The 25108-nt window shown below is 61.2% G+C and carries 30 protein-coding genes; 20 read left to right on the top strand and 10 right to left on the bottom strand.

Annotated elements, in window-relative coordinates; genetic code table 11:
* The first annotated feature begins 166 nt into the window (after positions 1–166).
* Positions 167–1576: an FAD/NAD(P)-binding protein gene (locus tag IFT59_RS03740; RefSeq protein WP_192086115.1), complete on the top strand. Its 1410-nt coding sequence runs from the start codon at positions 167–169 to the stop codon at positions 1574–1576.
* A 51-nt stretch (positions 1577–1627) separates the two neighbouring features.
* Here IFT59_RS03740 and IFT59_RS03735 read toward each other — a convergent pair whose 3' ends face one another.
* Entirely contained in the window at positions 1628–1936 is a 309-nt protein-coding gene (locus tag IFT59_RS03735) for a hypothetical protein (RefSeq protein WP_062455075.1), read from the bottom strand.
* Positions 1937–2094: 158 nt separating this feature from the next.
* Between IFT59_RS03735 and dinB the strand changes: the two genes are divergently transcribed.
* The 5 genes from dinB to IFT59_RS03710 all read left to right on the top strand — a co-directional run bounded on the left by dinB (position 2095) and on the right by IFT59_RS03710 (position 5227).
* On the top strand, positions 2095–3189 hold the full coding sequence (dinB, locus tag IFT59_RS03730; RefSeq protein ID WP_192086114.1) for a DNA polymerase IV: 1095 nt from the start codon (positions 2095–2097) through the stop codon (positions 3187–3189).
* Between the two features lie 39 nt (positions 3190–3228).
* A complete protein-coding gene (locus tag IFT59_RS03725) occupies positions 3229–3978 on the top strand; it encodes a DNA polymerase III subunit epsilon (RefSeq protein WP_192086113.1) in 750 nt (249 codons plus the stop codon).
* Between the two features lie 28 nt (positions 3979–4006).
* Positions 4007–4324 carry a hypothetical protein gene (locus IFT59_RS03720; RefSeq protein WP_192086112.1) on the top strand — a complete coding sequence of 106 codons (318 nt, stop codon included), beginning with the start codon at positions 4007–4009 and terminating at the stop codon, positions 4322–4324.
* A 72-nt stretch (positions 4325–4396) separates the two neighbouring features.
* A complete protein-coding gene (locus IFT59_RS03715) occupies positions 4397–4978 on the top strand; it encodes a 2'-5' RNA ligase family protein (protein ID WP_192086111.1) in 582 nt (193 codons plus the stop codon).
* 6 nt (positions 4979–4984) lie between these two features.
* Complete coding sequence (locus IFT59_RS03710) at positions 4985–5227, top strand: hypothetical protein (RefSeq protein ID WP_192086110.1); 243 nt, start codon at positions 4985–4987, stop codon at positions 5225–5227.
* Positions 5228–5290: 63 nt separating this feature from the next.
* Here IFT59_RS03710 and IFT59_RS03705 read toward each other — a convergent pair whose 3' ends face one another.
* Positions 5291–5773 carry a pyridoxamine 5'-phosphate oxidase family protein gene (locus IFT59_RS03705; RefSeq protein ID WP_062455064.1) on the bottom strand — a complete coding sequence of 161 codons (483 nt, stop codon included), beginning with the start codon at positions 5771–5773 and terminating at the stop codon, positions 5291–5293.
* A 216-nt stretch (positions 5774–5989) separates the two neighbouring features.
* Between IFT59_RS03705 and IFT59_RS03700 the strand changes: the two genes are divergently transcribed.
* Positions 5990–6208 carry a hypothetical protein gene (locus IFT59_RS03700; protein WP_062455061.1) on the top strand — a complete coding sequence of 73 codons (219 nt, stop codon included), beginning with the start codon at positions 5990–5992 and terminating at the stop codon, positions 6206–6208.
* An 82-nt stretch (positions 6209–6290) separates the two neighbouring features.
* Positions 6291–7007 (top strand): SDR family oxidoreductase, encoded by a 717-nt coding sequence (locus tag IFT59_RS03695; protein ID WP_249407478.1) that lies wholly within the window; start codon positions 6291–6293, stop codon positions 7005–7007.
* 10 nt (positions 7008–7017) lie between these two features.
* On the opposite strand, the gene IFT59_RS03690 is transcribed toward IFT59_RS03695, so the two are convergent.
* Positions 7018–7857, bottom strand: a complete 840-nt coding sequence (locus IFT59_RS03690; protein ID WP_192086108.1) for a helix-turn-helix transcriptional regulator — start codon at positions 7855–7857, stop codon at positions 7018–7020.
* Between the two features lie 98 nt (positions 7858–7955).
* On the opposite strand from IFT59_RS03690, the gene IFT59_RS03685 reads away from it, so the two are divergent.
* Positions 7956–8840 (top strand): SDR family oxidoreductase, encoded by an 885-nt coding sequence (locus IFT59_RS03685; protein ID WP_192086107.1) that lies wholly within the window; start codon positions 7956–7958, stop codon positions 8838–8840.
* Positions 8841–8869: 29 nt separating this feature from the next.
* Here the strand turns inward: IFT59_RS03685 and IFT59_RS03680 are convergent, their stop codons facing one another.
* The 3 genes from IFT59_RS03680 to IFT59_RS03670 form a co-directional block, all read right to left on the bottom strand.
* Positions 8870–10126 (bottom strand): arsenic transporter, encoded by a 1257-nt coding sequence (locus tag IFT59_RS03680; RefSeq protein WP_192086106.1) that lies wholly within the window; start codon positions 10124–10126, stop codon positions 8870–8872.
* Between the two features lie 20 nt (positions 10127–10146).
* Complete coding sequence (locus tag IFT59_RS03675; protein WP_192086105.1) at positions 10147–11406, bottom strand: MFS transporter; 1260 nt, start codon at positions 11404–11406, stop codon at positions 10147–10149.
* 157 nt (positions 11407–11563) lie between these two features.
* Complete coding sequence (locus tag IFT59_RS03670; RefSeq protein ID WP_175487238.1) at positions 11564–12142, bottom strand: hypothetical protein; 579 nt, start codon at positions 12140–12142, stop codon at positions 11564–11566.
* Positions 12143–12278: 136 nt separating this feature from the next.
* On the opposite strand from IFT59_RS03670, the gene IFT59_RS03665 reads away from it, so the two are divergent.
* Both IFT59_RS03665 and IFT59_RS03660 read left to right on the top strand, forming a co-directional pair.
* Positions 12279–12941: a response regulator transcription factor gene (locus IFT59_RS03665; RefSeq protein ID WP_062583141.1), complete on the top strand. Its 663-nt coding sequence runs from the start codon at positions 12279–12281 to the stop codon at positions 12939–12941.
* The gene (locus tag IFT59_RS03660) at positions 12938–14320 is read left to right on the top strand and encodes a sensor histidine kinase (RefSeq protein WP_192086104.1); all 1383 of its coding nucleotides are present in this window, start codon (positions 12938–12940) and stop codon (positions 14318–14320) included. The genes IFT59_RS03665 and IFT59_RS03660 overlap by 4 nt, the downstream gene beginning before the upstream one ends.
* A gap of 120 nt (positions 14321–14440) precedes the next feature.
* Here the strand turns inward: IFT59_RS03660 and IFT59_RS03655 are convergent, their stop codons facing one another.
* From IFT59_RS03655 to IFT59_RS03645, 3 genes are all read right to left on the bottom strand, one after another.
* A complete protein-coding gene (locus IFT59_RS03655) occupies positions 14441–14968 on the bottom strand; it encodes a DUF4142 domain-containing protein (RefSeq protein ID WP_249407476.1) in 528 nt (175 codons plus the stop codon).
* Between the two features lie 11 nt (positions 14969–14979).
* Positions 14980–16032 (bottom strand): alpha/beta hydrolase, encoded by a 1053-nt coding sequence (locus IFT59_RS03650; protein ID WP_197978013.1) that lies wholly within the window; start codon positions 16030–16032, stop codon positions 14980–14982.
* Between the two features lie 262 nt (positions 16033–16294).
* Complete coding sequence (locus IFT59_RS03645; protein WP_062582523.1) at positions 16295–16726, bottom strand: organic hydroperoxide resistance protein; 432 nt, start codon at positions 16724–16726, stop codon at positions 16295–16297.
* Positions 16727–16853: 127 nt separating this feature from the next.
* On the opposite strand from IFT59_RS03645, the gene IFT59_RS03640 reads away from it, so the two are divergent.
* Entirely contained in the window at positions 16854–17315 is a 462-nt protein-coding gene (locus IFT59_RS03640) for a MarR family winged helix-turn-helix transcriptional regulator (protein ID WP_082472002.1), read from the top strand.
* A gap of 113 nt (positions 17316–17428) precedes the next feature.
* On the top strand, positions 17429–18238 hold the full coding sequence (locus IFT59_RS03635) for a formate/nitrite transporter family protein (RefSeq protein WP_192086103.1): 810 nt from the start codon (positions 17429–17431) through the stop codon (positions 18236–18238).
* 7 nt (positions 18239–18245) lie between these two features.
* Here the strand turns inward: IFT59_RS03635 and IFT59_RS03630 are convergent, their stop codons facing one another.
* Positions 18246–19286 carry a phosphatidylglycerol lysyltransferase domain-containing protein gene (locus IFT59_RS03630; RefSeq protein WP_062582519.1) on the bottom strand — a complete coding sequence of 347 codons (1041 nt, stop codon included), beginning with the start codon at positions 19284–19286 and terminating at the stop codon, positions 18246–18248.
* A 142-nt stretch (positions 19287–19428) separates the two neighbouring features.
* Between IFT59_RS03630 and IFT59_RS03625 the strand changes: the two genes are divergently transcribed.
* From IFT59_RS03625 to IFT59_RS03595, 7 genes are all read left to right on the top strand, one after another.
* A complete protein-coding gene (locus IFT59_RS03625; RefSeq protein WP_192086102.1) occupies positions 19429–20589 on the top strand; it encodes a flavin-containing monooxygenase in 1161 nt (386 codons plus the stop codon).
* Between the two features lie 116 nt (positions 20590–20705).
* The gene (locus tag IFT59_RS03620) at positions 20706–20888 is read left to right on the top strand and encodes a hypothetical protein (RefSeq protein ID WP_062582515.1); all 183 of its coding nucleotides are present in this window, start codon (positions 20706–20708) and stop codon (positions 20886–20888) included.
* A gap of 14 nt (positions 20889–20902) precedes the next feature.
* Positions 20903–21427, top strand: coding sequence for a GXWXG domain-containing protein (locus IFT59_RS03615; RefSeq protein ID WP_062582513.1), 525 nt, complete (start codon positions 20903–20905; stop codon positions 21425–21427).
* Between the two features lie 111 nt (positions 21428–21538).
* Positions 21539–21940, top strand: a complete 402-nt coding sequence (locus IFT59_RS03610; protein ID WP_092659988.1) for a DUF2177 family protein — start codon at positions 21539–21541, stop codon at positions 21938–21940.
* Positions 21941–22210: 270 nt separating this feature from the next.
* On the top strand, positions 22211–23584 hold the full coding sequence (locus tag IFT59_RS03605; RefSeq protein ID WP_162238002.1) for a PAS domain-containing sensor histidine kinase: 1374 nt from the start codon (positions 22211–22213) through the stop codon (positions 23582–23584).
* A complete protein-coding gene (locus tag IFT59_RS03600) occupies positions 23584–23955 on the top strand; it encodes a response regulator (protein WP_062455024.1) in 372 nt (123 codons plus the stop codon). The genes IFT59_RS03605 and IFT59_RS03600 overlap by 1 nt, the downstream gene beginning before the upstream one ends.
* 41 nt (positions 23956–23996) lie before the next feature.
* The gene (locus tag IFT59_RS03595; RefSeq protein WP_249407475.1) at positions 23997–25088 is read left to right on the top strand and encodes a sensor histidine kinase; all 1092 of its coding nucleotides are present in this window, start codon (positions 23997–23999) and stop codon (positions 25086–25088) included.
* Positions 25089–25108: the final 20 nt, after the last annotated feature.

Raw genomic sequence — 25108 nt, 5'->3', positions numbered from 1 at the left:
GCGAGAACCCTGGACTAAATTTTGCCGCGCGAAGGGATAAACGTGCTCCGTTTCCGATGCATTGGAAAAAGCCCGTTTTTGCAAGCGCAGCGCCTATCGATTTTTGATTCAACGACGTGCCGTGCGAATTTAAGAGAGCGACCGCGTCTAACCGAAGTGACTGACAGTGACAGCATCGAAGACGTCTGAACGGCCTGAACAAACACGATCTTCAATCGCCATTATCGGCGGCGGCGTGACCGGGGCAGCGGTCGCTTTCCATCTCGCGACGGGCCACTCGGACGCCGTCGACATCACCATTTTCGAGCCGCGTGCCGAAATCGGCAGGGGCCTCGCGTACGATACGCGGGACCCGGTGCACCGGATCAACGTCCCGGCAACGCGAATGAGCATACTTCCTGGCGATCCCGAGCATTTTTCGAGATGGATGGAAACGACCGGCTCCGTTGCGGACGATGAGGCGGCATTTCGCGCCGATGGCAACGTGTTTCCGCGCCGGGGCATCTTCGGAAACTATGTCCTGTCCAACCTTCAACCTCTTTTGGCATCAGGAGCCGTCCGCCATATCTGCGCCGCGGTGAACGGCGTCGAAAAGCGGCACGACCAATGGCATGTCACCGATACCACCGGGCAGACGCTGGTTGCCGATATCCTGGTGATCGCTGCCACCCACCCTGCTCCCGTTGCCCCACGCTCCTTGAGACGACTGGCCGAGCATCCGCGCTATGTCGCGGACCCGACAGCGCCGAACGCATTGGCGCCGATCCGGGCCGACGATCGGGTCCTCGTCGTCGGCAACGGGCTGACCTCCGCAGATGTCATCGCTTCGTTGAAGCGTTGCGGGCATAGCGGCAGCATTACCGCCCTCTCGCGCCGTGGCCTCCGCTCGCGCGGACACGCCACCTTCGCGCAGGAACCGTTCGGCGACTTTCTCGACCATCCCGCCACTAGCGCATCCGAGATCCTACACCGCGTGCGGGCCGCGATCAGGGAAGCACAGGCAGATGGTCAGACCTGGCATGCGGTTCTCGACCAGTTGCGCTCGCAAGGCGGCGGCATCTGGAAGCATCTGCCGCTCGAGGCACGCCGCCGGATCGTGCGACACCTGCGTCCCTATTGGGACGTCCACCGCTTCCGGATTGCGCCGCAGGTGGAAGACGTGCTCGACGCGGAAGCGGCAGCCGGCAGGCTCGACATCCTCGCCGCAGGCATCGTCGACGTCAGCACCGACGGAGACATCATCGATGTCACCATCAAGCGGCGCGGGCAGGATGGTGTCGAAGTCCACCAGTTCGATGCCGTCGCGGTCACGACCGGCCCCGCCCACGGCAACGTGCTGCAGAGCCAGCAATGGCTGCGGCAACTCGGCGATCACGGCTTTCTGCACCTTGATCCGACGGGGCTTGGTCTTTCCTGCAACGAGCAGTCCAACGCGATAGACGCGGATGGCAAGCCCGAACCAAAGCTTTTCATCGCCGGCCCGCTGGCACGCGGACATTTTGGCGAGCTGATGGGCTTTCCGCAGGTTGCGGAACATGCGCTGCTCGTCGCCGATTCGATTGCGGCAAACCTCTGAGCTCGCCGCCATACGGAGCCGGCTGCGTGCCGGCCCCCTGGTCGGCTCGAATCAGCGACCGGTTACGCGTATCGCGCCGGCTTCGCCAAAACTCTTCTGAACCGCCGCCATCTTGCTCTCAGTGATATCGGCGGAAACCTCGATCTCGCCCTCCAGCGGGCCATCGGTGCGCTCTCCGCCATCATGCGACGCATCGCCACCCGACGGAGCGGATCCGACCGTGTTGTCGGCACCGACGGACTGGATGAAGATATCCGGACGCGAGATACCGTGCTGCTGAACCAGATGTTCGACCGCAAGGTCTGCCGCCGCACGGGTGTCGAAAGTCGCTCGAATGGTTGTCGTGCTGTCGTCAGCCATGAAACTGTCTCCTGTTGCTAGATCACCAGAAGCAAACGCCTTCAAAGCCCGCTTGTTTCCCTCATGCACAGGAAGCTGGTCAGAGAGCTTGGATATTTGTCGGAAGACTGCTATGTTCTCTTTTTGTTTCCATACGATCCAGCAAACCGCACGCCCGCATGAATGTCACGGTCCCCATATCCACCCGCAAGATCATCCATGTCGACATGGATGCGTTCTACGCCTCCGTCGAGCAGCGCGACAATCCTGACCTGCGCGGCAAGCCGCTGGCGGTCGGCGGATCTGCGGCGCGCGGTGTGGTGGCGGCCGCAAGCTACGAGGCGCGCGCCTTCGGCGTTCACTCCGCCATGCCCTCCGTCACGGCCAAGCGCAAATGTCCGGACCTGATCTTCGTGCCGCCGCGATTCGAGGTCTACAAATCGGTATCCCAGCAGATCCGGGAGATCTTTGCGGAATATACGCCGCTGATCGAACCGCTGTCGCTTGATGAGGCCTATCTCGACGTCACCGAGAACCTGAAGGGCATGGAGATCGCCACCGAGATTGCGCTGGAGATCCGGGCCAAGATCAAGCAGGTGACGGGCCTCAACGCATCGGCCGGCATTTCCTACAACAAGTTCCTCGCCAAGATGGCAAGCGATCTCAACAAGCCGAACGGTCAGGCCGTGATCACGCCAAAGAACGGTCCGGGCTTCGTGGAATCGCTGCCGGTCAAGAAATTCCACGGCGTCGGGCCGGCGACTGCCGAGCGGATGAAAAAATACGGCATCGAGACCGGCGCTGACCTCAAGTCGAAGTCGCTGCAGTTTCTCGCCGAGAGCTTTGGCAAATCCGGACCCTATTTCTACGGCATCGCCCGCGGCATCGACGAGCGCCAGGTGCGTCCCGACCGGATCCGCAAATCCGTCGGCGCCGAGGATACGTTCGTCGAGGATATCGACGCCCTCGACCTTGCGACCGCCGAACTGAGGCCACTTGCCGAAAAGGTCTGGCGCCACTGCGAAGCGCATCGCATTTCGGGCAAGACGGTCACCGTGAAGATCAAATATTCCGACTTCACCCAGGCGACACGCAGCCGCACGGCGTCCCTCCCCTATGCAAGCGTCGCGGAAGTGCTGGCGGCGGCATCGGGGCTCCTGGCAACCGTCTATCCGTTCCGGCGTTCGGTAAGGCTGCTGGGTGTGTCCCTCTCGTCGCTGGTCGGCGCCGGGCCGGATGATGTGGAACAACCGCAGCTCGGTCTCGATTTATAATCGACAAGCACATCAAGAGCGCCGGGTAAGGACTTCGACATGAGCAATCCCACCATCCGCGTCATCGACCTCGAGACCGGCGGCAACGGACCGAACGACGTCTGCGAGATCGGCTGGCAGGATGTCACCCAAGGGGCAGACGGAAGATGGCAGGTCAACGAGGACCGCGGTGCGCTTCTGGTCAATCCCGGCCGTCCGATGTCGCCCGACACGATCGCGATCCATCACATCCTTGACAGCCATGTCGCCGACGCGCCGTTCTGGAAAGATATCGCACCGACTGTCCTGCGTCCCCCGCACCGGATCGAAGCGCTTGCCGCCCATCGCGCCGCCTTCGAACAGCGATACTGTACACCGCGGCTGACGGGTGGCCTGCCCTGGATCTGCACCTGGAAATGCAGCCTGCGGGTCTGGCCCGAACTGCCGCGCTTCTCCAACCAGATGCTGCGCTACCTGCGCATGCCCGAAGGTCTGGTCCACGAGATCGGCCTGCCGGCGCATCGCGCCATGCCTGATGCCTATGTCACGGCGCACCACCTGCGCGACCTCCTCAACGAGGCATCACTCGGAGACCTCCTGGCCTGGAGCAGCGAGCCGGGTCTGCTGCCGCGCGTGCCATCAGGCGCGGATCGCGGCAAGACCTGGGACCGAATCAGCGAAGATGCGCTTCGGGACCTCGCGGAAGACCGGGATATCGATATCCGCTTCAGCGCCCGCACCGAACTGACGCGCCGCGGTGAACAACCACAGCCCGCCGCCGTTGACCCGCCACAGGGGACGCTCCTGTAATCGGTATGGCGAAAACCGGGGTTGGACGATGAGCGAGACGTATCCTGACACACCCGACGGCAAATACTTCGTCGTCCGCGGCAGGCTCTGGCGTCGAAGCAACCCGGCGCTGGACGCGGAGACGCGTCAACGCCTGGTCTCGGACCTGATGTCGGCACGCCGGGCCGTCCGCGATGCGAAAGGCAAACCCGACGCGATGGCCGAAGCGCGCCGGCGGGTCGACGATGCCAAGGTTCAGCTTGGCGAACGCGGCCCTGTCTGGTGGGATGACGGCGAGCCCGATCTCAACCGGCATATGGCCAAGAACACGCCCTATGCGGACTGGTTCGCGAAACTGAAGGATTGATATCGCGGGCCCGGATCCCAGATCTCGGCTTCAAAGACCCGTTCGAAACCTGGCCCGGAAGGTTCAATCCCAGTGAAGACGCTTCAGCCGCTGATCCTGACAGCCCGTATTGCGGAAGGCGACAGAGCGCCTTTCGATCTGTTGCGGAAAACCCATTTCCCGCCGGACCGGAATTTCCTCGATGCGCATCTGACGATGTTTCATCGGCTACCCGGCGAATATACGGAGCGGATCGTCGAGCACCTCAAACGGGTCGCCGAGGCAGGGTCATCGATCAAAGCCGAGGTCAGCGGCGTCCGCCATCTCGGTGCGGGCGTCGCCTTCACGATCGACAGTGCCGCGCTTCAGGATGTGCGAGCCCAGTTGAAGGAGGCCTTCCTACCATGGCTCGGTCCGCAGGATATGCAGAAATGGCAGCCGCATATCACGATCCAGAACAAGGTATCGAAGGACCGGGCCGACCGGCTGTATCAGCAGCTCCGCGCGACGTTTCAGCCTCACACCATCGAGATTACAGGTGTTGATCTGTGGAAATACCTCAATGGACCCTGGCAGCATGAATCCTCCGCGATATTTGCGGAAGATCGAGACGCCGTTGTTTTCGGTCGCGATCAGAGCGAGTGTGCCGGCGTCCAAAGCCATATCAAGGAATGAAAACTGATGCCCGGAGCGTTCAAATCTATCTTCGTCCTCGCCTTCGATCTCGATGAGAGAGGGCAGACCGTTCCGGCGTTCGCGGTAAGGGAAGCACAAGACGAGACGGCTGCGATCGATGAGGCCCGCAAACTCGGCGATCGACATGCCGGCGTGGTGGTCTGGAAGCGCGAGGCATCGCCAGCTATTGGTGAGGAAGGCGAACCGGTGATTATCTTTCAAACCGGAACGATCGGCGATTTCAACTGAGACGCCGGCCCGTCTATGCGGGCCGCAGAAGAATGGCGGACGGTTGCCCGTCCGCCATGAAGGTCACATCTGAACCTTGGCATTGTCGCCCATGTCGGGCTTCGAACTGGAAACGGCGGCTGCTGCCATCTTGATGTAGCTGATGACGGTGCCAGGGCTATCCCAGTATTCCGCTGCTGACGGCGTGATCTTCAGGACGCGGATCGAAGGATCCTCGGGGCTGTCCCACCAAGCCTTTGCCGGTGTCGCCCAGAGGTCGCGGATCTTCTCGCGATCGTTCTGCACTTCTGCCGTCGCCGAAATGGACACGTATTTCTGGCCCTTGGAATCGGCAAACGCCAGGCAAACGTTCGGGTAGCGCGCGATTTCCTCGTCCTTGTGGCTTGCCACATCCGTCAGAAAGTAGAACGCATTCTCAAGACGCTCGGCATAGGCCGCCATCGGCCGAGCCCGCAGATCCGTACCCGACTGGGTCGTGAGCATGCAAAATCCGATCTTCTCCGCAAGGTCCCAGACCTTCTCGTGTTCGTCTTCGATGTGAGCCATGCGATTTCTCCTTTTGATGACGCGGGTCAACTGGCGAGCTTGGCTTCTGTTCCAGACCCGCCGATATCTTGCACCGGAAACGTGCAGCGGCAGGAACAGGATGACCGGGGCGCCGTTAATCTAACTCAAGGTCCGATCTTACGAGCGCTTGCGACAGCGCTTGAGCGGGGTCGAGGCGACTTGGCACACGATTGACGCAACGGAAGGAACCGGTTCATGACCGATCAGGAAACCTCGACCAAGAAACTCGCGATGAAGTATCTCGAACTCGGCGGCACACGCCGCGCGAAGCTCGATGACAACATCGCCGACGTCCGCAAGTGGGATGACGAACCGGCCGAGGCAGACGAGTTCTGGAAGACGCAGATCGAGCCGCTGGAAGCCGCGCGCCTGCGCGAAGTCGAGACGCATCTTCCGACCATCAACTCCGACTAACGACGCCTACCCAATACCGTGGAGTTCGGGCATAGTGCGATGAAGAAGCGACCTACACGCGCGTATCTCGGATATGTCAGACATGGCCGGCACTGAAACCAGTCTTCTCGCATCGCTGCCGAACGGGTTCCGGGCGGCAGTGATCGGGGCAAGAGGCGGTATCGGTTCCGCGATCTGCGAGTGTCTCCAAAACGAGCCGCATCTCGGCGAACTGATCGCCTTTTCCCGCAGCCGCGACGGTCTGGACTTCGCCGACGAGGCGAGCGTGGCGGACGCTGCAGGCTCAATCTCGGCAAAGCCGATCCACCTCCTCATTTGCGCCACCGGCATCCTGACGACCGATGGCCGCGGCCCGGAAAAGTCTCTGCGGCAGCTCGATCCCGAAACGATGATGGCCCAGTTCCGCACCAACGCCGTCGGCCCCGCCCTTGTCGCGAAACACTTTCTCCCACTGTTTGATCGCGAAACCCGCTCGATCGCCGCATTCCTGTCAGCCCGTGTCGGATCGATCGGCGACAACAGGCTCGGCGGCTGGGTGTCCTACAGATCCGCCAAGGCGGCGCTCAACCAGATTGTCCGCACCGTTTCGATCGAATATGGCCGCACCCATCCGGCAGCGGTCATCACCGCCATTCATCCGGGGACGGTTCGCACGGGTCTATCAGACCCCTATTCACGCGGTCACAACACGGTCAGCCCGGAACAGGCGGCAGCGTCGATCCTCTCAACGCTCAACAGCCTCGCCCCGGAGAATTCCGGCTCTTTCGTCGCCTATGATGGAAGCAGTATTCCCTGGTAAGATAGAGCGGTCAGGGTTTAGCTGATGCCGTGCGCTCCGCGACGCGCTGCCGGATTCTCGCGGCCATCGCCGGATCGACCGGGTTGTAGACCATCATGCCGAGATCCGGCCGACCGTCGACGGAGAATGCGGAATATTCCAGCTCGACCGTGCCGAGATCCGGATGTTCGATCCGCTTCAGGCCATCGCTTTGAAGCCTCACGTCGTTCTCACCCCAGAATGCCGCAAATTCCGGACTGGACTTCGAGAGCTCGTCGACGAGATCCGAAACCTCCGACATTGCGCCAGCCCGCGCGGCATCGGCGCGAAAGGCGCCGACGACAAACCGGGCGAGCCCTTCCCAGTCATGTTGCTTGGCGCGGAGCGACGGGCTCGAGAAAATCTGTCGCAGGAGGTTTCGCTGGCCTTCGGGCAGTTTCCCGTAGTCGGTCAGAACCACGGCCGCCGCCGCATTCCACGCCACCACGTCCCATGTCGCGGTCTTGACGAAAGCGGGGCTCGCATCGAGCGTATCCAGCAAACGCTGGAGCCGTGGCGTAATCCCGTCCGTAGACTTGTAGCGAACCTCCGGCGGCCGTCCGAGACCGAGCATGAAAAGGTGTTCGCGTTCCGGCTCCGTCAGCATCAACCCAGAAGCGATCCGGTTCAGAACGTCCGCCGAGGGCGCGCCGCCGCGGCCCTGCTCCAGCCACGTGTACCAAGTCGGGCTGATATTGGCGCGTTGAGCAACCTCCTCCCTGCGCAGCCCAGGCGTCCGTCGTCGTCCCGAAAACCCGAAGGCAGCAGGGTCGAGCCTCGTGCGGCGATCTTTCAGAAACGCTGCCAATGAATTCGGCGTGATGTCCGGCATCGATACCCTGTTAGCAATTATACCCTGATACGGTCACTACTTTAACGGAATAACAAGAGCGCAGATAGTCCCGGTGTGAAAGCAACTGGAGAATGACAATGCGTGTGTTTCTCACCGGAGCCACGGGCTTCATCGGCTCGGCACTGGTTCCTGAACTTCTCGACGCGGGCCACGAAGTCATCGGCATGACCCGCTCGCAGGCAGGCGCCGAAAAGCTGATCGCATCAGGGGTCGAGCCACATCTGGCGACGCTCGAAGACCTCGAAAGCATCGAACGCGGCGCCCGGAATGCGGATGCCGTCATCCATACGGCGTTCGACCACAACTTCGAACGGTTCGCCGAGAATTGCGAAAAGGACCGGCGGGTCATCGAAGCGCTGGGATCAGCCCTTACCGGCTCCGACCGCCCGCTGCTGATCACCTCGAGCATCGCGATGGGCGCGCGCGGCAAAGGCGAGCTCGCTGTCGAAGACGTCTTCGATACGGATCACCCAAACCCGCGCATTGCTTCTGAGCGCGCTGGAAACCGGCTTCTGGACGGAGGGATCAACGTCTCCGTGCTCCGTCTGCCGCAGGTGCACAACACGTTCAAGCAGGGCCTCATCTCGCCGCTCCTCGACATTGCCAGAGCAAAAGGCGTTTCAGCTTACGTGGGGGACGGAACGAACCGCTGGTCGGCCGGTCACCTTGGCGATGTTGCGCGCCTCTACCGCCTTGCCATCGAGAAAGCGGAACCAGGTGCGCGCTATCACGCGGTCGGCCAAGAGGGCGTGGAGATGCGCCTTATCGCCGAAGCGTTGGGTCGCGGCTTGAATGCCCCTGTTGTTTCCCTCTCAGCCGACGAGGCTTCGGAGCATTTTGGCGCGATGGCGCGGTTCGTCGGTCTGGACATGAGGGCGTCGAGCGCGAAGACACAAGCAAAGCTCGACTGGCACCCGACCGGCCCGACGCTGATCTCCGACCTCGATGCGATGGTTTATTGATGGGCTAGCGAGCAATGCGCGCCGGCGCCTCACTGGATGAGGAGGACTGCAAGCGACAGGGCGAGCGCCGGAAGCATGACGACGGCGCCCAGCTTGAGAAAGCTCAGGGCGCCGATGTGCAACCCTTCGCGCTTCAGCGCCGTCAGCCACAGAATGGTCGCGAGCGACCCCGTGACCGAGAGGTTGGGGCCGAGATCGACGCCGATCAGCACCGCGCCGGCAATCTTGTCGGACACATGCGCCAGCTCCACGGCGCTTCCGGCAACAAGGCCGGCCGGCAGATTGTTGACGAGATTGGAGCCGAGCGCCACAACCGTGCCGGCGAACGCTGCCGTCTGGGCGGGATAAAGCGAGGCATTCTGGGTCAGCTGATGCGCCAATGCATCGATCAGGCCCGTCCGGTTCAGGGCTTCAACCACGACGAACAGGCCGGCGACGAGCGGCAGCACGCTCCAGGACACGCCCTTCAGCGTTTCGACAGGGCTCTGCCGCGTGATCGCGAGAACAGCCGCCGTCGCGATGCAGCCAGCCACAAAGGTGGGCAACCCGAGATCGAAATGCAGCGCCGACGCGCCGAGCAGCAGGACCGCCGTCGCGCACAACGCAATCCCCGTCAGCCTTGCGCTATGCGACAGCGGCACGCTTTCAACCACGGGTGACACGCTGTCGGCCGCGATGGTCGAGCGCTGCGTCCAATAAAGCGTGATAAACGTCACGACGATTGAGACGATCGAGGGAAGACCGAACGTGGCGAGCCAGCGCGACAGAGGCGGCATCGTTCCGCCGCCGAAAATCACCAGATTGGCCGGGTTGGAGATGGGCAGCACGAAGCTTGCGGCATTGGCGATGAAGGCGCAAATGAGAAGATAGGGCATCGGATCCTTCACCTTTGCCGTGCGGCACGCCGCATAAACGGCAGGCGTCAGCACGACCGCTGTCGCATCGTTCGACAGGAACGCGGTGACGACGATGCCGACCCCATAGATCAGGACGAACAATCGCTTCGGCGAGCCTTTTGCATAGGCGGTCGCAATCGATGCCAGCCAGTCGAACAGCCCTTCCCGTCTGGCAAGTTCCGACAGCAGCATCATGCCGATCAGGAACAAGTAGACGTCGAGCCCCTTGGCGACCCCGGCCCACGCATCCCAAGGCGCGATCAGGCCAAAAGCCAGGAGCAGCGATGCGCCAAGCACCGCCCATATCGCTTCCGGCCAGGCAAACGGCCGGGTAATGACGCCGAGCGCTGTCAGGCCGGCGATGCTCCAGGTCAGGGTCAATGCGTTCATGAATGGTCCAACCGAAACGATTATGGTGCGACAGGGATCTTGCGATCGTCTCCTGCCTTGTTCGCGTCTTTTTGGGAAGGGGCAATGCTCTTGCGCCCGGCGAGAAAGGCAGCAACGGCCAGCGCTGCGACACCGCCATGCACCCAGTAGGCGAGCGCATAGCCGCCGACATCCGTCAGCCAGCCGGCGACGACGTTGCTCAGCGATGCGCCGATGCCCTGAACGGTCATGACCGCAGCCAGTCCGACATTGAAACGACCGGTCCCCGCGAGGATCCGTTCCGCAGCAATCGGGGTCGCGATACCGATCAGGCCTGCGCCAACTCCATCGAGGATCTGCACCGGATAGATCACAGCGAAATTGCTGAAGGAGCCCGCAATCGCACCGCGGATCGGCAATGCAAGCAGCGCGATGAGGAACACCGTCGCCAGCCCGAACCGCCGGATAAGGAAAGGCGCCGCTAAAGCCATGACGATCATCGACAGCTGCGACACGCCGGTCGTCACCGCCGTCGTTTGGAACGGCGTCCCGAGATGGATCGAGAAGTCCTGGGCAATGAGGCGGCTGATCGGCGCGTTGCCGAAGTGGAAGATCATCAGCGTCACGGCGAGCAGGATCAGCCCCTTGCTGCCCACGAGGACGGAATAGCCGGAGGGACCCGGCGCTCCATCGTCATGCGCCAGACCGCGCGCCGCGTTGTGATTGATCCGCTCCGGGTCGATCGCAAGCGCTGCCAGAATGGCGGCGACCGCCGTGACGATCATCAATCCGATGACACCGCTGACGCCGAAGTAGACCGTCGCTAAATAGATGCCGGCGAGCGAGACAACGTTGCCGAGATGGTTCCAGAATTCGTTTCGCGACACCTGACGGGAAAACGCCTTTTCGCCGACAAGGCCAAGCGTCAGCCCCATCAGCGCCGGACCGACGACGGCGCCAACGATGGCGGTTGCCGACTGGCCGCCGAACACCGATGCGTTTCCGGGGCTGGCAAGCGTCCACAAGGCTGCCGCCGTCACCAGGATCACCGGGATGATGATGAGCGTGCGTTTACGCTTGGAGGCATCCACCCACGCCCCAAACAGCGGCGTGGCGATCATTCCGAGTACACCGCCAAGCGTGGCGATGAAGCCGAGCGTCATCGGCGACCACCCGTGGGTGGCGAGAAACCCGTCGAGAAACGGTCCAAGCCCGTCGCGGGCGTCGGCGAGAAAGAAGTTGAGGACGGCAAGTGCCACCAGGGATCGATCAGTCAGGCCTGTCTGTAGGGTGGATCGCATGCCAGCCTCGCTTCATCATGCTACATGCTTGAAAATTGTGGCGTCCAACGCCGGTGGCGGACGCGGGGTTCCAGCGTGCCCGAAAGAAGATCGGGCAACGCTTTCCCGTTACAACCCTGCCGTCAGGGCTCCGCCACCAGGTTTTGCAACCAGGGCTTTACCCTTTTGGCGCAGGGGGTGTCGGCATATCACCGCGCGGACCGTCATACGGAGGGCCGCCGGCCGGGCCATGAGGCGGAGGGCCACCAGCTGGTCCGTGACGCGGAGGGCCGCCGGCCGGGCCGAGCGCTTCCATGCTGCCGTCCTGGCGAACGATATAGGTCGCGTGCAGGAAGCCGTTGTCGAAGCGACCCTGGACACTGACGGCTTCGTTGAGATCGACAAGCTTGCCGTCGTCACCCGATGGCCCGGTTTCAACCAGTGCCCGTCCGCTGTCGTCCTGAACGACGAACTTGTTGCCGAATACCTCGGCTACCGTCCCCTTAACCGTCACCAGGCTGTCCTCCTTGACGGCGGAGATGGCGACCGGGTTCATGGGCGCAAGCTCGACGCTCGGCCCGGTCAGCTTCATTGCGCCGGCTCCGGCCGCGGCCCCGATGGCAAGGATCGCCAAGGCCGTGACGCCGAAGGTTGCCATACGCCGGTTGCCGGTCTTGTGCGGGGGCTTGGGTGCATGCGGCTTGTCGGCCGAACCATCCTTCTGATCGACGGTCGTGTTGTTGTCCGAAATTGACATGGTCTTCTCCTGTTTTTGTATGCCAGGAGAGATTTATCAGCCGACGACCGATAACAGCCTGAACCTTGTGGTTCAGTTTGAGTTAAGCCTTGCCGCCATAGGACAGCGTCTCTCCACCACGGCAAACGGGTTGCACATGCGCGTACTTCTGGTCGAAGACGACACCGATCTTTCCAAACGCATCGCAGCCAGCCTGCGGGCCGAAAGTTTTGTCGTGGACATTGCAAAGAACGGCGAGGATGCCGAGCACGCAGGCCTGACCGAACTCTACGACGTTGCCATTCTCGATCTGGGCCTACCGAAGATTGATGGCGTTTCGGTTCTGAAATCGTGGCGGGCCGCGGGGCGCACCCTCCCCGTCCTGATCCTGACGGCCCGCGACGGATGGCCGGACAAGGTCGAGAGCTTCAAGGCGGGCGCCGACGATTTCCTCACCAAGCCGTTCAAGATCGAGGAACTAGTACTGCGCATGCGCGCCCTCGTCCGGCGCGCGACCGGCCATGCGTCCTCGAAAATCCTCTGCGGACCGTTGGAGTTCGACGCCCAGCTCGGCACGTTCGAGTTCAACGGCCTGTCGCTGAAACTGACCGCGCTGGAATGGCGCGTGCTCTCCTGCCTGATCCTGCGCAAGGACGTCATCGTCGATCGGCGCGAGCTGATCGAGCGCGTCTACGAAGGCGATGCCGAGGTCGATTCCAATTCGATCGAGGTGATCGTCGCGCGCCTGCGCCGCAAGATCGGCGCGGAACTGATCGAAACGGTTCGCGGCCGCGGCTACATGCTGACGGCAGCGCCATGACCGGGCTCAACCTATCCGGCCAGGCGTCGATCGCCCGGCGGCTCGCCGGCTTTTCCATCATCTTCGTAACGGCGACAGTGATCGTCGCATCCGTCATTCTCTACCTGATCGTGGCGGGCGTGGTGAGGGAGCAGATCGATCAGCGGCTCGACACCCAGATCGAGGGATTGCGAAATGCACTGACCACCGACAGTGCCGGCGACGTCGTCCTCTCTGCAGACCTCGACGGCCCGCCATTCGATCGTCCGCGCTCCGGATGGTACTGGCAGGTGTCCGACGATCGGACCCGCATAACCTCCCGCTCGCTGGCCGAGGAAACCCTGGAAAGCCCGCCTCGCCCTTTCGACTGGCGCCACGCGGCGAAGCCCAAGCCACTTCCGGCCGATCGTGTCGCCTTCCGCGAAGAGACACTGTATCTGCGAACGCTGGAAACCATGGTCGGAGATCGGACGGTCGAGATCATTGCATCGGCGCCGCAATCTTCCCTGAGCGCACCCGCCGGGCGGGCATTGTTGTGGCTGGTTCCTGCGATGCTTCTTTTGGGTGGCGTTCTCGTCGGCGGCATCCTGCTGCAGGTCCGCTACGGGCTTCGACCGCTGAGACAACTGACGTCAGACATCGCATCCATTTCCGCAGGCGCGCTGCCGCGGTTGCCGGATCAGGACGTCGAGGAGTTGCAGCCCGCATCCCGCGAGATCAACCGCCTCGTGGACAAGAATGCCGAGAGGCTCGCCGAAACACGCCTGCATTTCGCAAACCTCGCGCACGGCCTGAAGACACCCGTCGCAAGCCTGCAATTAGCCTTGAACGGCGCCAACGACCCCACCAACGAGATGCGCGATCTGGTCGACAGGATCGACCAGCGCATCCGCCATCATCTCGCCCGTGCCCGCAAGACTGCCTCCAGCGGCACCGTTTCAGCAACGCAGGTGAACCCCCGCATAGACGATCTCGTGCTTGTCATGTCGCGCATCCACGCTGACCGGGGCATCTCGGTGCAATGCACGATCGAGCCGCAAATTTCGGTTGCCTGTGCGGCCGAGGATTTCGACGAGATCGTCGGCAATCTCCTCGACAACGCGTTCAAATGGGCTGGCAGCCTTGTCGCGATCGATGCCCGCACGGACGGACGCTCGATCGTCATCACGCTCGAAGACGATGGCCCCGGCATCTCCGACGATACGATCGAGAAGGCATTTCTGCCGGGTGTGCGGATGGATGAGACGGTCGCTGGAGATGGGTTCGGCCTGACGATCGCCAATGAACTCGCACAGCTCTATGGCGGAAAAATTGCGCTTCGCAATCAAGACGATAAGGGACTGCGCCAAACCATCACATTGCCGAAAACGGCCGCAGGATCGTCACCCGTTCCAGCTTGAACCGTCCTCTCCCCAACCCCTGGAACAACAATGGCCGCCCCGTTCCCGGAGCGGCCATTGTTTTAAACGTCTCGACATTCACCCGGCCTGCTGAGACGCAGGCTCCAGATGCTGCCCGCCTCAGTGAGCCGCGACGAGCTTCGTCACGTGCATCTTATGCATTTCAAGCTTCGGCAGAGTCTTGGCCGCGAACTCCTTGACCGCCGCATCGTCACCGCCCTTGGCATAGGTCGCAAACAAGCTGACCGCTTCCATATGCGCTGTTGCCTGCATGTCGATATAGAGCGGCTCGAAGTCCTGGTCAGATGCACCCTTCAGCATTTCAAGCATGGCCGCGTGCTTTGGCGACATAACTGGTGCCTCGTCTCCGAGCTTGGCCGCCTTTTTGAGTTCTTCGCCCGCCATCGTATGATCCTTGATCATCTCTGACGCGAACTTCTTCACGTCGGCATCCTTGGCGTTTTGTTCGGCGAGCTTGCTCGACTCGATCTCGAAGGCGTTGGAGCTGGTGACGGCTTTGACGAAGGAAGCCTTGTCGACGTTGAACGCGGCAGCGGCTTTGTCGGCGCTGGCGGGCTGTGCCGCAAAGCTTGCCGAGGACATCAGAAGCGAGAGCGATACGAGCGAGGCTGAAATCATCTTGTTCATAGGGGCTCTCCTTACTTGGCTTTGTCGAAGGCTGCGGTGAGATCGGCGACGGCGAGATCCAGTGCCTGCTTGGCTTCCGGAACCACCTTGCCCATGCCGAAGAACTCGTGTGTCACGCCGTTATAGGTCTTGGTATTTACCGCAACGCCGGCGTCCTTGAGCTTGGACGCATAGGTTTCACCGTCGGACCGCAGCGGATCGATCTGCGCGAGGATCACGGTTGCCGGAGCAACTCCTGCAAGGTCCGAGCGACCGTTGAGGTTGATGCGCGGGTCCTTGGTCTCATCCATGGACGTGACCGTGTTCTTCACGAACCATTCCATATCGGCCTTGCCGAGCGGCTTGGCATTGGCGTTTTCCTTGTAGGACGCCGTTTCCATGTCGTTGCCGGCGACCGGGTAGACGAGAAGCTGGTGAACCGGCTGCTTCGCCTTCATCTCCTTGGCCATCAGGGCGACGTTGGCCGCCAGGTTGCCGCCGGCGCTTTCGCCCGCAACCGCGATCTTGTCGGAGTTGCCGTTCATGTCGTGGATGTTCTCGACAACCCACTTATACGCCGTCCAGGCATCGTTATGAGCAGCCGGGAACTTGTGCTCCGGCGCATGACGGTACTCGACGGAGACGACGATGGCTTTGGCGCCGAGCGAGAGGGCACGCGGTGCGCCGTCATAGACGTTGAGGTCGGCAACCACCCAGCCACCGCCGTGATAGTAGACGACGACGGGGAACGGACCCTTGCCGGCCGGCATGTAGACGCGCGCGGCGATACCGCCTTCAGCCGTCGGAATGGTGATGTCCTTGGTGGTCACCTGGGCTTCGGGATTGGACGACAGGCGCTTTTCCCACTGGACAGCCTTCGCAGCATCGGCAGGGCTTGCCTGTGTGCGGGCTTCCGGAACGCTCAAGCTCGAAAACGGCTTGGCGTCTAGCGCACCAAGCTTGTCGAGCACCGCCTGCATATCTGTGGTGGGTTTTGCCATCTCCTGCGCAAACGACGGGGCGGCAAGCGGGGCGGCCATTACCAGTGCGAGAGGAAGTGCTTTCGCAAACATTGAGGACTTCATGTTGGGTCTCCGGTTTAGATGGCTAGCTAACCGGGACGATGGCCTTATGTTCCAGATAATGCTGTTTTTTCAGATGCTAATCTAAAGATGCTGATTTTCGGCGGACACCGCTTGCGGGGTGCGGCGACGGCGAGTAGCGGCCAAAACCGACAGGCGACCGTTGCCGGCCGCCTGCGATAGTTGTCAGACAGAATTACTATTGGGCGGCGTTATTCCAGAGCCGTCCATCACATTTTCCCAATCGAACGACTTCCGTTTTCGATCAGGTGCGGATCGTAAAATCGACGTCGACGCTTGCCTTGATCGCGTTGGAATACGGGCAGATGTCGTGGGTTACCTCGACGAGCTTCTGTGCGTCGGCTTCCGACATACCCGGCAGATAAACATCCAGGGCAGCGGTGATGCCAAAGCCACCTTCCGAGCGCGGGCCAATGCCGACGGTTGCATCAACGGTCGAACCATCCGGAACCTTGGTCTTCAGCTGCGTAGCGCCGACGCGCAGGGCGCCGAGGAAGCAGGCCGAATATCCAAGTGCAAACAGCTTCTCCGGATTGGCGCCATCACCACCGGGGCCACCGAGTTCCTTCGGCACGACCAGCTGCAGTTCTAGCGTCCCGTCGGAAAGCGCCGTCTTGCCGTCACGGCCACCGCCGGATGCAGTTGCGCTGGTCTTGTACTTCGCGTCGACAGACATAGTCTTCTCCTGGGTTGGGGCGGATCAATTTTCTTAATTCGCAACTCAATTGCACGCCATTGATATCGCGCTCGGCAGTGCATGTCAATTGCTTGCAATTACCTTGCGCACAATATAGATTGCGCTAATGACAGATATCCCTGAAAAACCGGCATCGGTCGAACTCGACCAAATGCTGTGCTTCGCCGTCTATAGAGCCGAACAGGCCTTCAACCGGGTCTACCGGACTGCGCTGGCGCCGACGGGGCTGACCTATCCGCAGTTTCTCACGATGAAGCTTCTGTGGAGCGAGGGCAGCCTTTCCGTGGGCGAGATCTCGCTAAGGCTCGGCGTCGATTCCGGCACGACCACGCCATTGATCAAGCGGCTTTCGCTGATGGGTCTCGTGACAAAGATGCGCAGGGACGACGACGAGCGCCGCGTCGATATCTACCTGACGGAAAAAGGCCGCGCCCTGCAGGAGAAGTCGGACGCCGTGACGAAGTGCATCGTTGATGCCGTCGGCATGGATCAGCCTCAAGTCAACGCGACCTTGGCGACAATAAACGCTCTCAGCGCGAAACTGAGTGGAACCACGTCGGACCTCTAAGGACGCAGTCCCACGACACCCTCCTCAAAACAGGCTCACGGGATCGTGCCCTTCCCGGATCCGTCAACTGTCTCATTTACGTCCTCGCCGGACACGATCGACAGGAGGATGTCATGTCGGACACCAATGCACTGCCGCCACCGCCCGACCTTTGCGAGACGGTCTTTTCTGCCTGCGAGGACAAAGCCGGCCTTCCCCTCAGTAAGATGATCATTCTCGGCATGCTTGCCGGCATTTACATCGGCTTCGGTGGACTGTTTGCGACAGTGGCACTGGCTGGCGCCGACAGCCTTCCCTTCGGCGTCGCGCAGATCCTCGCCGGCACGGTGTTTTCGCTTGGTCTCGCACTGGTGATGGTCGCCGGCGCAGAATTGTTCACCGGCAACACACTGATGATCGGTCCGGTGGTTGCCGGACGGATCCCCGCTGGCCGGGCGGCGGGGGCGTTGACGACTGTCTATCTGGCCAACTTCGCCGGTTCGATTGCGCTTGCTGTCGTCGCGGTTTTCGCCGGCTTGCATGAGGCCGGCGACGGAGCGGTCGGTCGCGCGGCATTCGAGCTTGCTGAAACGAAGACTGCCAAGGGGTTCGCAACGACGCTTGCAAGCGGCATCCTTGCCAACACGCTTGTCTGTCTCGGTGTCTGGCTGGCCTATGCGGGCCACACGGTCACGCAGAAGATTTTCGGTCTGCTTCTGCCGGTCACAGCATTTGTCGCGGCAGGCTTCGAGCACTCCATCGCCAACATGTATCTGCTGACCTATGCCACTCTCGTCCAGGGCATGCTTGAACCCTCGACGGCGCTGTTGGGCATCAGCGACATCTTCGGCAACTTGCTGCCGGCAACGATCGGGAATGTGATCGGCGGAGCCTTCGTGGCCCTCGCCTATTCTGCGGCTTACGGAAAGCCGGCTAAGAAGTGACCTCGGCTCAGAGCGTCTTGAGCAGTCTCAAAAGAGCAAGCATTTCCAGAGGGCTGCGACGCTTGAAGGCGATGTAGGTCGGCTCTTCGGCGCCATGGAACCGGCGCTTGAATGCCGCCTGTCCCTGCAGGTTGAAGATCCTCTTGTTGATGGCCGGCGACTTGTAGGCATATTCGAACCTGCCGCGCCAGAATGCGCTTTCCGCAAACCCGCTTGTCGTGATCGCCGCAAGGGGCGAAAGCCCAAGCGTCACCAGCGACCTGCCCTCTTCCCTGAAGCGGTCCGTCGCAAACTTCGTCAGACCGATCTCGGCATGCGGGGTCGTCCCTGTCTTCTTCCGCTTGAACGTGGACGTGTATCCCGTCACCTGCCCCGCATCGAAAATCGGATCGAAATCGAGCACGGCGATGGTTTCGCCTTGCGGATCGAGGATGAGGAACCGGCGCATATGCGCCGACAGCTCGGCTTTGAACGGCCTGTTCAGGAAACACATTTCCCGCCGACGGACGATGCGGCCAGCGCGCCATTCTTCGGAAACGGCCTTGATCTGGTCGGGCCTGGCCAGACTGCCGTCACACTCGACAATCCGGTAGCCGTTCTTCAGCAGCCACCGCTCTGAATAGCGGACCGTCTCGTTCTTCTTTCCCGCAAACGAATGCTCGTTGAGCACGAGACGGGTATCGACGCCCATCTGATTGATCCGGTAGCCGAGCCGAGACAGTGTCTCTGCCGTCTGCCGGCCGATCTGCACGAAACAGGGACGTTCGGCCGCTGCGACGAAATCGGACACGTACCGGGCACGATCGGCCTTGTCGGCGACAGGATCGCCCAAGGCAAACATGTGCCCCATCTTCGTCGCGTAGGCGATATATCCCTTGTCGTCGCCGAAGTGGCTGAGGTTCTTCTGAACCGCCGTCGAATACGCCAGCGAGAAGTCGCCGTGTTGCCGGCAAAGCTCCATCCTGCGTTCATCTGACAACTGAGCGGACGCGAGATGCGGAAGGCCACGGTCAAGAACCGAGTCGATATACCCGCGGAGGCCTGCCATACGATTTTCCTCAAAGTCGATGTCCGCACTTTTGGCACGCGCGTCTTACGGTACATAGAGATATTCTAAACTGGGAGGGCATCTCCCCGCTGTTTCAGGATTGGGTGTTGCAGCAGCGCATGTTTTTCAGCATTGTCTGGCCATGAATCTGCCCGCTGAGCCTCTCCAAATCGAAGATGTCGTGGTCATTGGTGCCGGGCTTTCTGGAATGACCGCCGCCTATGAGCTGGGAAGGCGCGGCATCCGCGCCCGAATCATTGCCCGTGAAGAGCAGGTCGGATCGACCTGGCGCAAGCGCCATCCGCAGCTCTCTCTCAACACGCATCGCGACATTTCCCACATGCCGGGGCTGCAATACCCGAGCGGAACCTCGGCTTTTCCAAAACGCGACGTGGTGGCCGAGCATCTGGCGCAGTTTGCCCGTGACAACGCCCTTGATATTGAACACTGCGTTTCGGTTGAGGCGTTGAGCAGACGCGACGGCGTCTTCCATCTTGCAACATCCGCCGGTCCGGTTTTGTGCCGCAACGTCGTGGTCGCCACAGGACGCGATGGCGATCCGTGGCAACCTCTGTTCAAGGGTGCGGAAAACTTCGGCGGACAAAGCATACACGCTTGCGACTTCGGGGATGCGAAGCAGTACCGGGGAAAGCGGGTGCTGATCGTCGGCGCCGGCAATTCGGGGTTCGACATTGCCAATCACCTGGCGAAGGTCGATCTGGCCGACTGCTGGTTTTCCGTTCGCACCGGTTCATCGGTTCTTCCCAAGCGATTGTTCGGCGTGGCCGTCCATAAATTCTCGCCATGGCTGGCACGTCTTCCCACGCCTTTGGTCGATATCGCGATCTCGCTGACGGAACGCATGGCCTTCGGGGATCTGACCAAGCTCGGGTTTCCCAGATCATCGCACAAGGCCGCAACGCGGCTTGCCCGCGATCATGTGGCGATCCCGGTGGATGACGGCGCTATCAAGGCCGTACGTGAAGGCCGCATCAAGGTTGTCGGCGAAGTTGTCGAATTCACGCAAGCCGGCACCGTTCTGCACAAGAACGGCGTGGTGACAGCCCCGGATGTGATCATCTACGCGACCGGTTACGGCGCGCACCATCAATCGCTTCTTGGCGAGCTGGCCATCGAGAACGGTCAAGTCCCATCCCCGAGCGGTCCTGATATTCCAGGCCTCTGGTTCATCGGCATGACGCCGGGCCTTATCAGCTATTTTCACAATGCCAGAGAAGAAGCAGTCGAGATGGCCGCCGCGATGCGATCGCGCCTGGACACGGACGCGCGCTCAGGCCGTTGACACAGAGTTTTGCCAACCGGTGATGCGGCGGACAACGGCCCCATGGAACATTTTGCCGTGCCCACCCATTCCTGACTGAGCCTCTACAGTCTTGTAGCAGCCGAATGGGAGATATCATGGACGATAACAAGAACGCTCAGGAAGCCGTCGAAGAAACTGGCAAGAAAGCGCCGGCGACATCGGATAGCCCCGCCGCCGGTCCGCACGCCAAGCCTGAACTGATGGATGAGAGCAAGACGCCTGGCACAGGCTCGTTGCCGGATACGGATGACGAGAGCGTTTCGCCGGGCGGCGGCTGAGGACCGCGAAAATAATGACAAAAAGCCCAGCGCAGGCATTGCAGGATGAAAGCGCCGAGTGGTTCGCGTCCCTTGAGCCGGTCAGGCCACAGGACATGGTCGGCCTGTGGAGAGGCCGCGGCCACCCGTCCGGCCATCCGCTCGATGGCGTCCTTGAAAACCTGCGCTGGTTCGGAAAGCGCTTCCATCCGGACGGGCGGGCTGATGCGCTGCTGTTTGAGGGCGCACCGGGCAGGTTGGTTGCAGTCGACCCGAAAGTGTTTCCCATCCGGTGGGCGATCCGGCTTGCAAGGTTCGGCCGCACCTCGAGCGCCGTAAACCTGTTTTCCCACATACGCCCGCGCGTGCGCGCAAAATCCACCACCGCATCCCTGGAAAACAGGATGGATCGCGACGTGTTGACTGCTGCGATGGTCTACGACCAGCAACCGATTACCGACATGTTCCGGCGGATCTCCGATACAGAGATCGCGGGCAAGATGATCGTCGAAGGCGACCCACGCCGGTATTATTTCCGTCTCGAGAAAGTCGTCGATTGACCGCTGCGCAAACGGTCCTCGCCGCTTGCGATCACAACCACATTGGTCGGGCGGAACAAGGTGAACAACACAGGGTTATCTCTGCACTTCAACCCTGATGTGGAACGCCTCATGAAATCTCTCGCCATTGCCTATGTGGCTACTCTCGTTTCCTTTCTCGCAATCGACGCTGTGTGGCTCGGCCTTGTTGCCGGCAAGATGTACCGGGAAAAACTCGGCGACCTCATGCTTCCCTCTCCCAATCTCGGGATCGCTGCGATCTTCTACCTCTTCTTCGCGGTTGCGATCGTCATCCTGGCGGTAAAACCGGGTCTCGATGGAGGGTCCTTGTGGGTTGCGATCGGATGTGGCGCATTGCTCGGTCTGGCCGCCTACGGCACCTATGACATCACCAATCTCTCGACTTTGAAAAACTGGCCGGCTTCGCTTGTCGTCATCGACATGATCTGGGGAACAGTCCTGACGGGCATCGCCAGCGCCTGCGGTTACATCGCAGCCCGCTCCATGAGCTGAGCTTGATCCGCTAAGTCCGCCCCCGTACGAAGCAGCTCCGTCGTTGCTCCCTGCTTCCCAGCCATTGGAAGCAGGGGAAAGTTATGATTTATGAGCGGCCGTAGAAGACTCTTCTAGCACCTGGAACAAACGACCGGTAACCGCGTTCCTGTGCGCGCGCTGATGAAGGACGGTAAGGAATTGACGCTGGAAACCAATCCAGAGTGTCGAAATCTATTCGACGTATATGACTGGGAATCCTCAGATATCGGCCCGAAGGATCGCTGGGCCGTGGAGTTGCGGACTCTGGTGAACGTCATGCTCGGGTCGCTGCAACCGATGCTGATCGTGTGGGGCCCTTCACAGACCACGCTCTACAACGACGGCTACGCCGAAATGTGCGGCAAGCGGCACCCGGCCGCATTTGGAAAACCCTTCGGCGAACTGTGGCACGACATCTGGGATCAGGTGGAGCCGATCATTTCTGCAGCCTATGCCGGACAAGGTACGTCGATGGACGATATCGAGTTCGTCATGCATCGCAACGGCGTTCCCGAAGAAACGCATTTCGCCTTTTCCTACACGCCGGTCCGAGACCCCTGGGGAACGGTGCTGGGAATGTTCTGCGCCTGCACCGAGCAGACATCGACCGTGGCGGCACGAAACGCCGAACGGACCCTGCGGGAGCGCTTCGAGCAGGTCTTCGAGCTCAGCCCCGGCGGTATCGCCATGCTGACCGGACCCAATCACGTCTTTGAATACGCCAACGAAGTCTACTATTCGATGATCGGCAGCGGCCGCGACATCATCGGCAAGACGGTCGCCGAGGCCGTGTCGGAAGTGGTCCGCCAGGGTTACATCGACATCCTCGACAGAGTTTACCAGACGGGCGAACCCTTCGTTGCGAAAAACCTTCGGATCGAATTGAACAGAGGAACCGCCGGCGAAAAGCAAGACCGGGTCATCGATCTCGCCTATCAGCCCATGGTGGAGGACGACGGCAAGGTCATCGGCATTCTCGTTCAGGCAATCGATGTCACGGAGCTTCGAGCGGAGGAGGAAAAACAGGCACAGCTGTCGCATGAACTGGGGCACCGCCTGAAAAACCAGCTTGCAATGGTGCAGGCGATCGCATCGCAAACGCTTAGAAATTCGACAGACCTCGCCAGCGCCAGAGTCCGCCTTTCGGACCGGATCGCCGTCCTCAGCGCCGCCCACGATACCATTCTGCTAGGCGGTATGGGCGCCTCGACTGTCACGCAGCTCGTCGACAAGATGACGTCCCTTCATGACGACCCTGCAAATCCCCGCATCACCGTTACAGGCACGAATATCAAGGTCGGCTCGCGCCCTTCCCTCTCTCTCTCGTTGATCCTGCACGAGCTGGCGACGAATGCGGTCAAATACGGAGCCCTTTCGCTTCCGGACGGGCGGGTCAATATCCAGTGGAAGATCGCCGGCCCGAAATCGGATCGCTTCGAACTCATCTGGACCGAGACAGGCGGACCGCCGGTGCAACAACCCGAAGGCCCCGGTTCCGGTTTGCGTCTGATCAATGCCGGGCTCAACGGGACCGCAGACAGTACCGTCGCCTTCACATTCCAGCCTTCAGGTCTCACCTTCCGGATTGACGCAGACCTCCAGGGTTTCCAGCAGGAACATTGATGAAACATCATCCCATCCTCGTGGTCGAAGACGACGGCCTGATCCGCATGGATCTGGCGGACGTCCTCAGCGACAGCGGCTTCGATGTGGTCGAAGCCGCCAATGCCGATCAGGCGCTTGCGCTTCTGGAGGCCGGCATTCCGGTCAAGGCGATGCTGACGGATATCGACATGCCGGGATCGATGAACGGCATCAAACTCGCAAACCTGACGGCTTCGCGGTGGCCGGAATGCAGAATCATCGTCATCTCTGGACGTTTCTCGCCCGATCAGGGTAGTTTGCCGCAGGGAGCACGCTTCCTGTCGAAACCGATCTCGGAACGCCAGCTAAGCGTCGCGCTCTTCGAATTGGGATTATCTTCAACGATCTGAATGAGGTACATCGAGATCGCCCACCGCGAAAGAACCATGACATGACAAGACCTCTGTCCAATATTGGCAACGGCCGCATGGCGAGGCTGACGGCCGAGTACGACTGGTCGCCAACATCGCTGGGACCGATTTCGTCATGGTCCGAAGCGCTGACCTCTGTCATCGAAATGATGCTGGGCCAAAAGCATGCGATCTGCGTGTTCTGGGGTGAGCAACTCAACATGCTCTATAACGATGCCTACGCACCGCTTCTGGGCGCAAAGGAAGCCGGCGCCCTCGGTCAGCCTGCCAAACAGGTCTGGTCGGAAATCTGGCCGGATATCGAGCCTTTCGTCAACCAGGCGCTGTCGGGCGACGGAACCTGGGCCGAGGAACTTCCTCTGACGATGCGGCGCAACGGATACGACGAAGAGACCTTCTGGACCTTTTCCTACAGCCCGCTCTACGAGAAGGGCGAGATCAAGGGCATGATCAACATCGCCCTCGACGCAACGCCGGGAGTGCTAGCCCGCAGGAACCAGCGCGCATTGCAGCGCGAGCTGGTACACCGCGTCAAGAATACGCTTGCGGTAACAGCCGCGGTCGTTTCCTCGACGCTGCGTCAGGCAAGCAGCCTCGACCAGGCAAGGGCCACCGTCTCGGACCGGATCGCCGCGCTTGGGAGCGCGCAGGAACTTCTGCACGATTCTGCCGACAACACCCCCGTCCGGGGGATCGTCGAGGCAGCCCTTACAGCGCATCTCGATCGGCCCGATCGTGCGGTGATCTCCGGACCGGACCTCTACGTGGCATCGCAACAGGCGATCGGACTCTCGCTCGCGGTGTACGAACTTGCCACAAACGCCGTGAAATACGGCGCCTTATCCACAGAGACCGGGCGGATCGGAATTTCGTGGGAAGTCACAGCGGACGGGACGTTCCATCTCGTCTGGCAGGAAACCGGGGGCCCACCCGTGATGGCTCCGGCCAGGACGGGATTTGGATCACGGCTGACCAACAAGATCGTGCCCGCGTATTTTGAAGGCGAAGGCAAGACCCTCTACAATTTCGACGGCGTGCGGTTCGAGCTTCATGGCAAGATCCAGACCGGGCGCCTGAACAGCGCCCGGGAGAACGTTGCCGCCCTGGTCTGACGGGGCTTCGGCAGACGGGA

This window comes from Rhizobium sp. CFBP 8752, from assembly GCF_014842035.1.
GTDB classification, from domain to species: domain Bacteria; phylum Pseudomonadota; class Alphaproteobacteria; order Rhizobiales; family Rhizobiaceae; genus Neorhizobium; species Neorhizobium soli.
The sequence above is the reverse complement of the archived record's forward strand: the minus strand, read 5'-3'. Positions and strand labels throughout refer to the sequence as shown.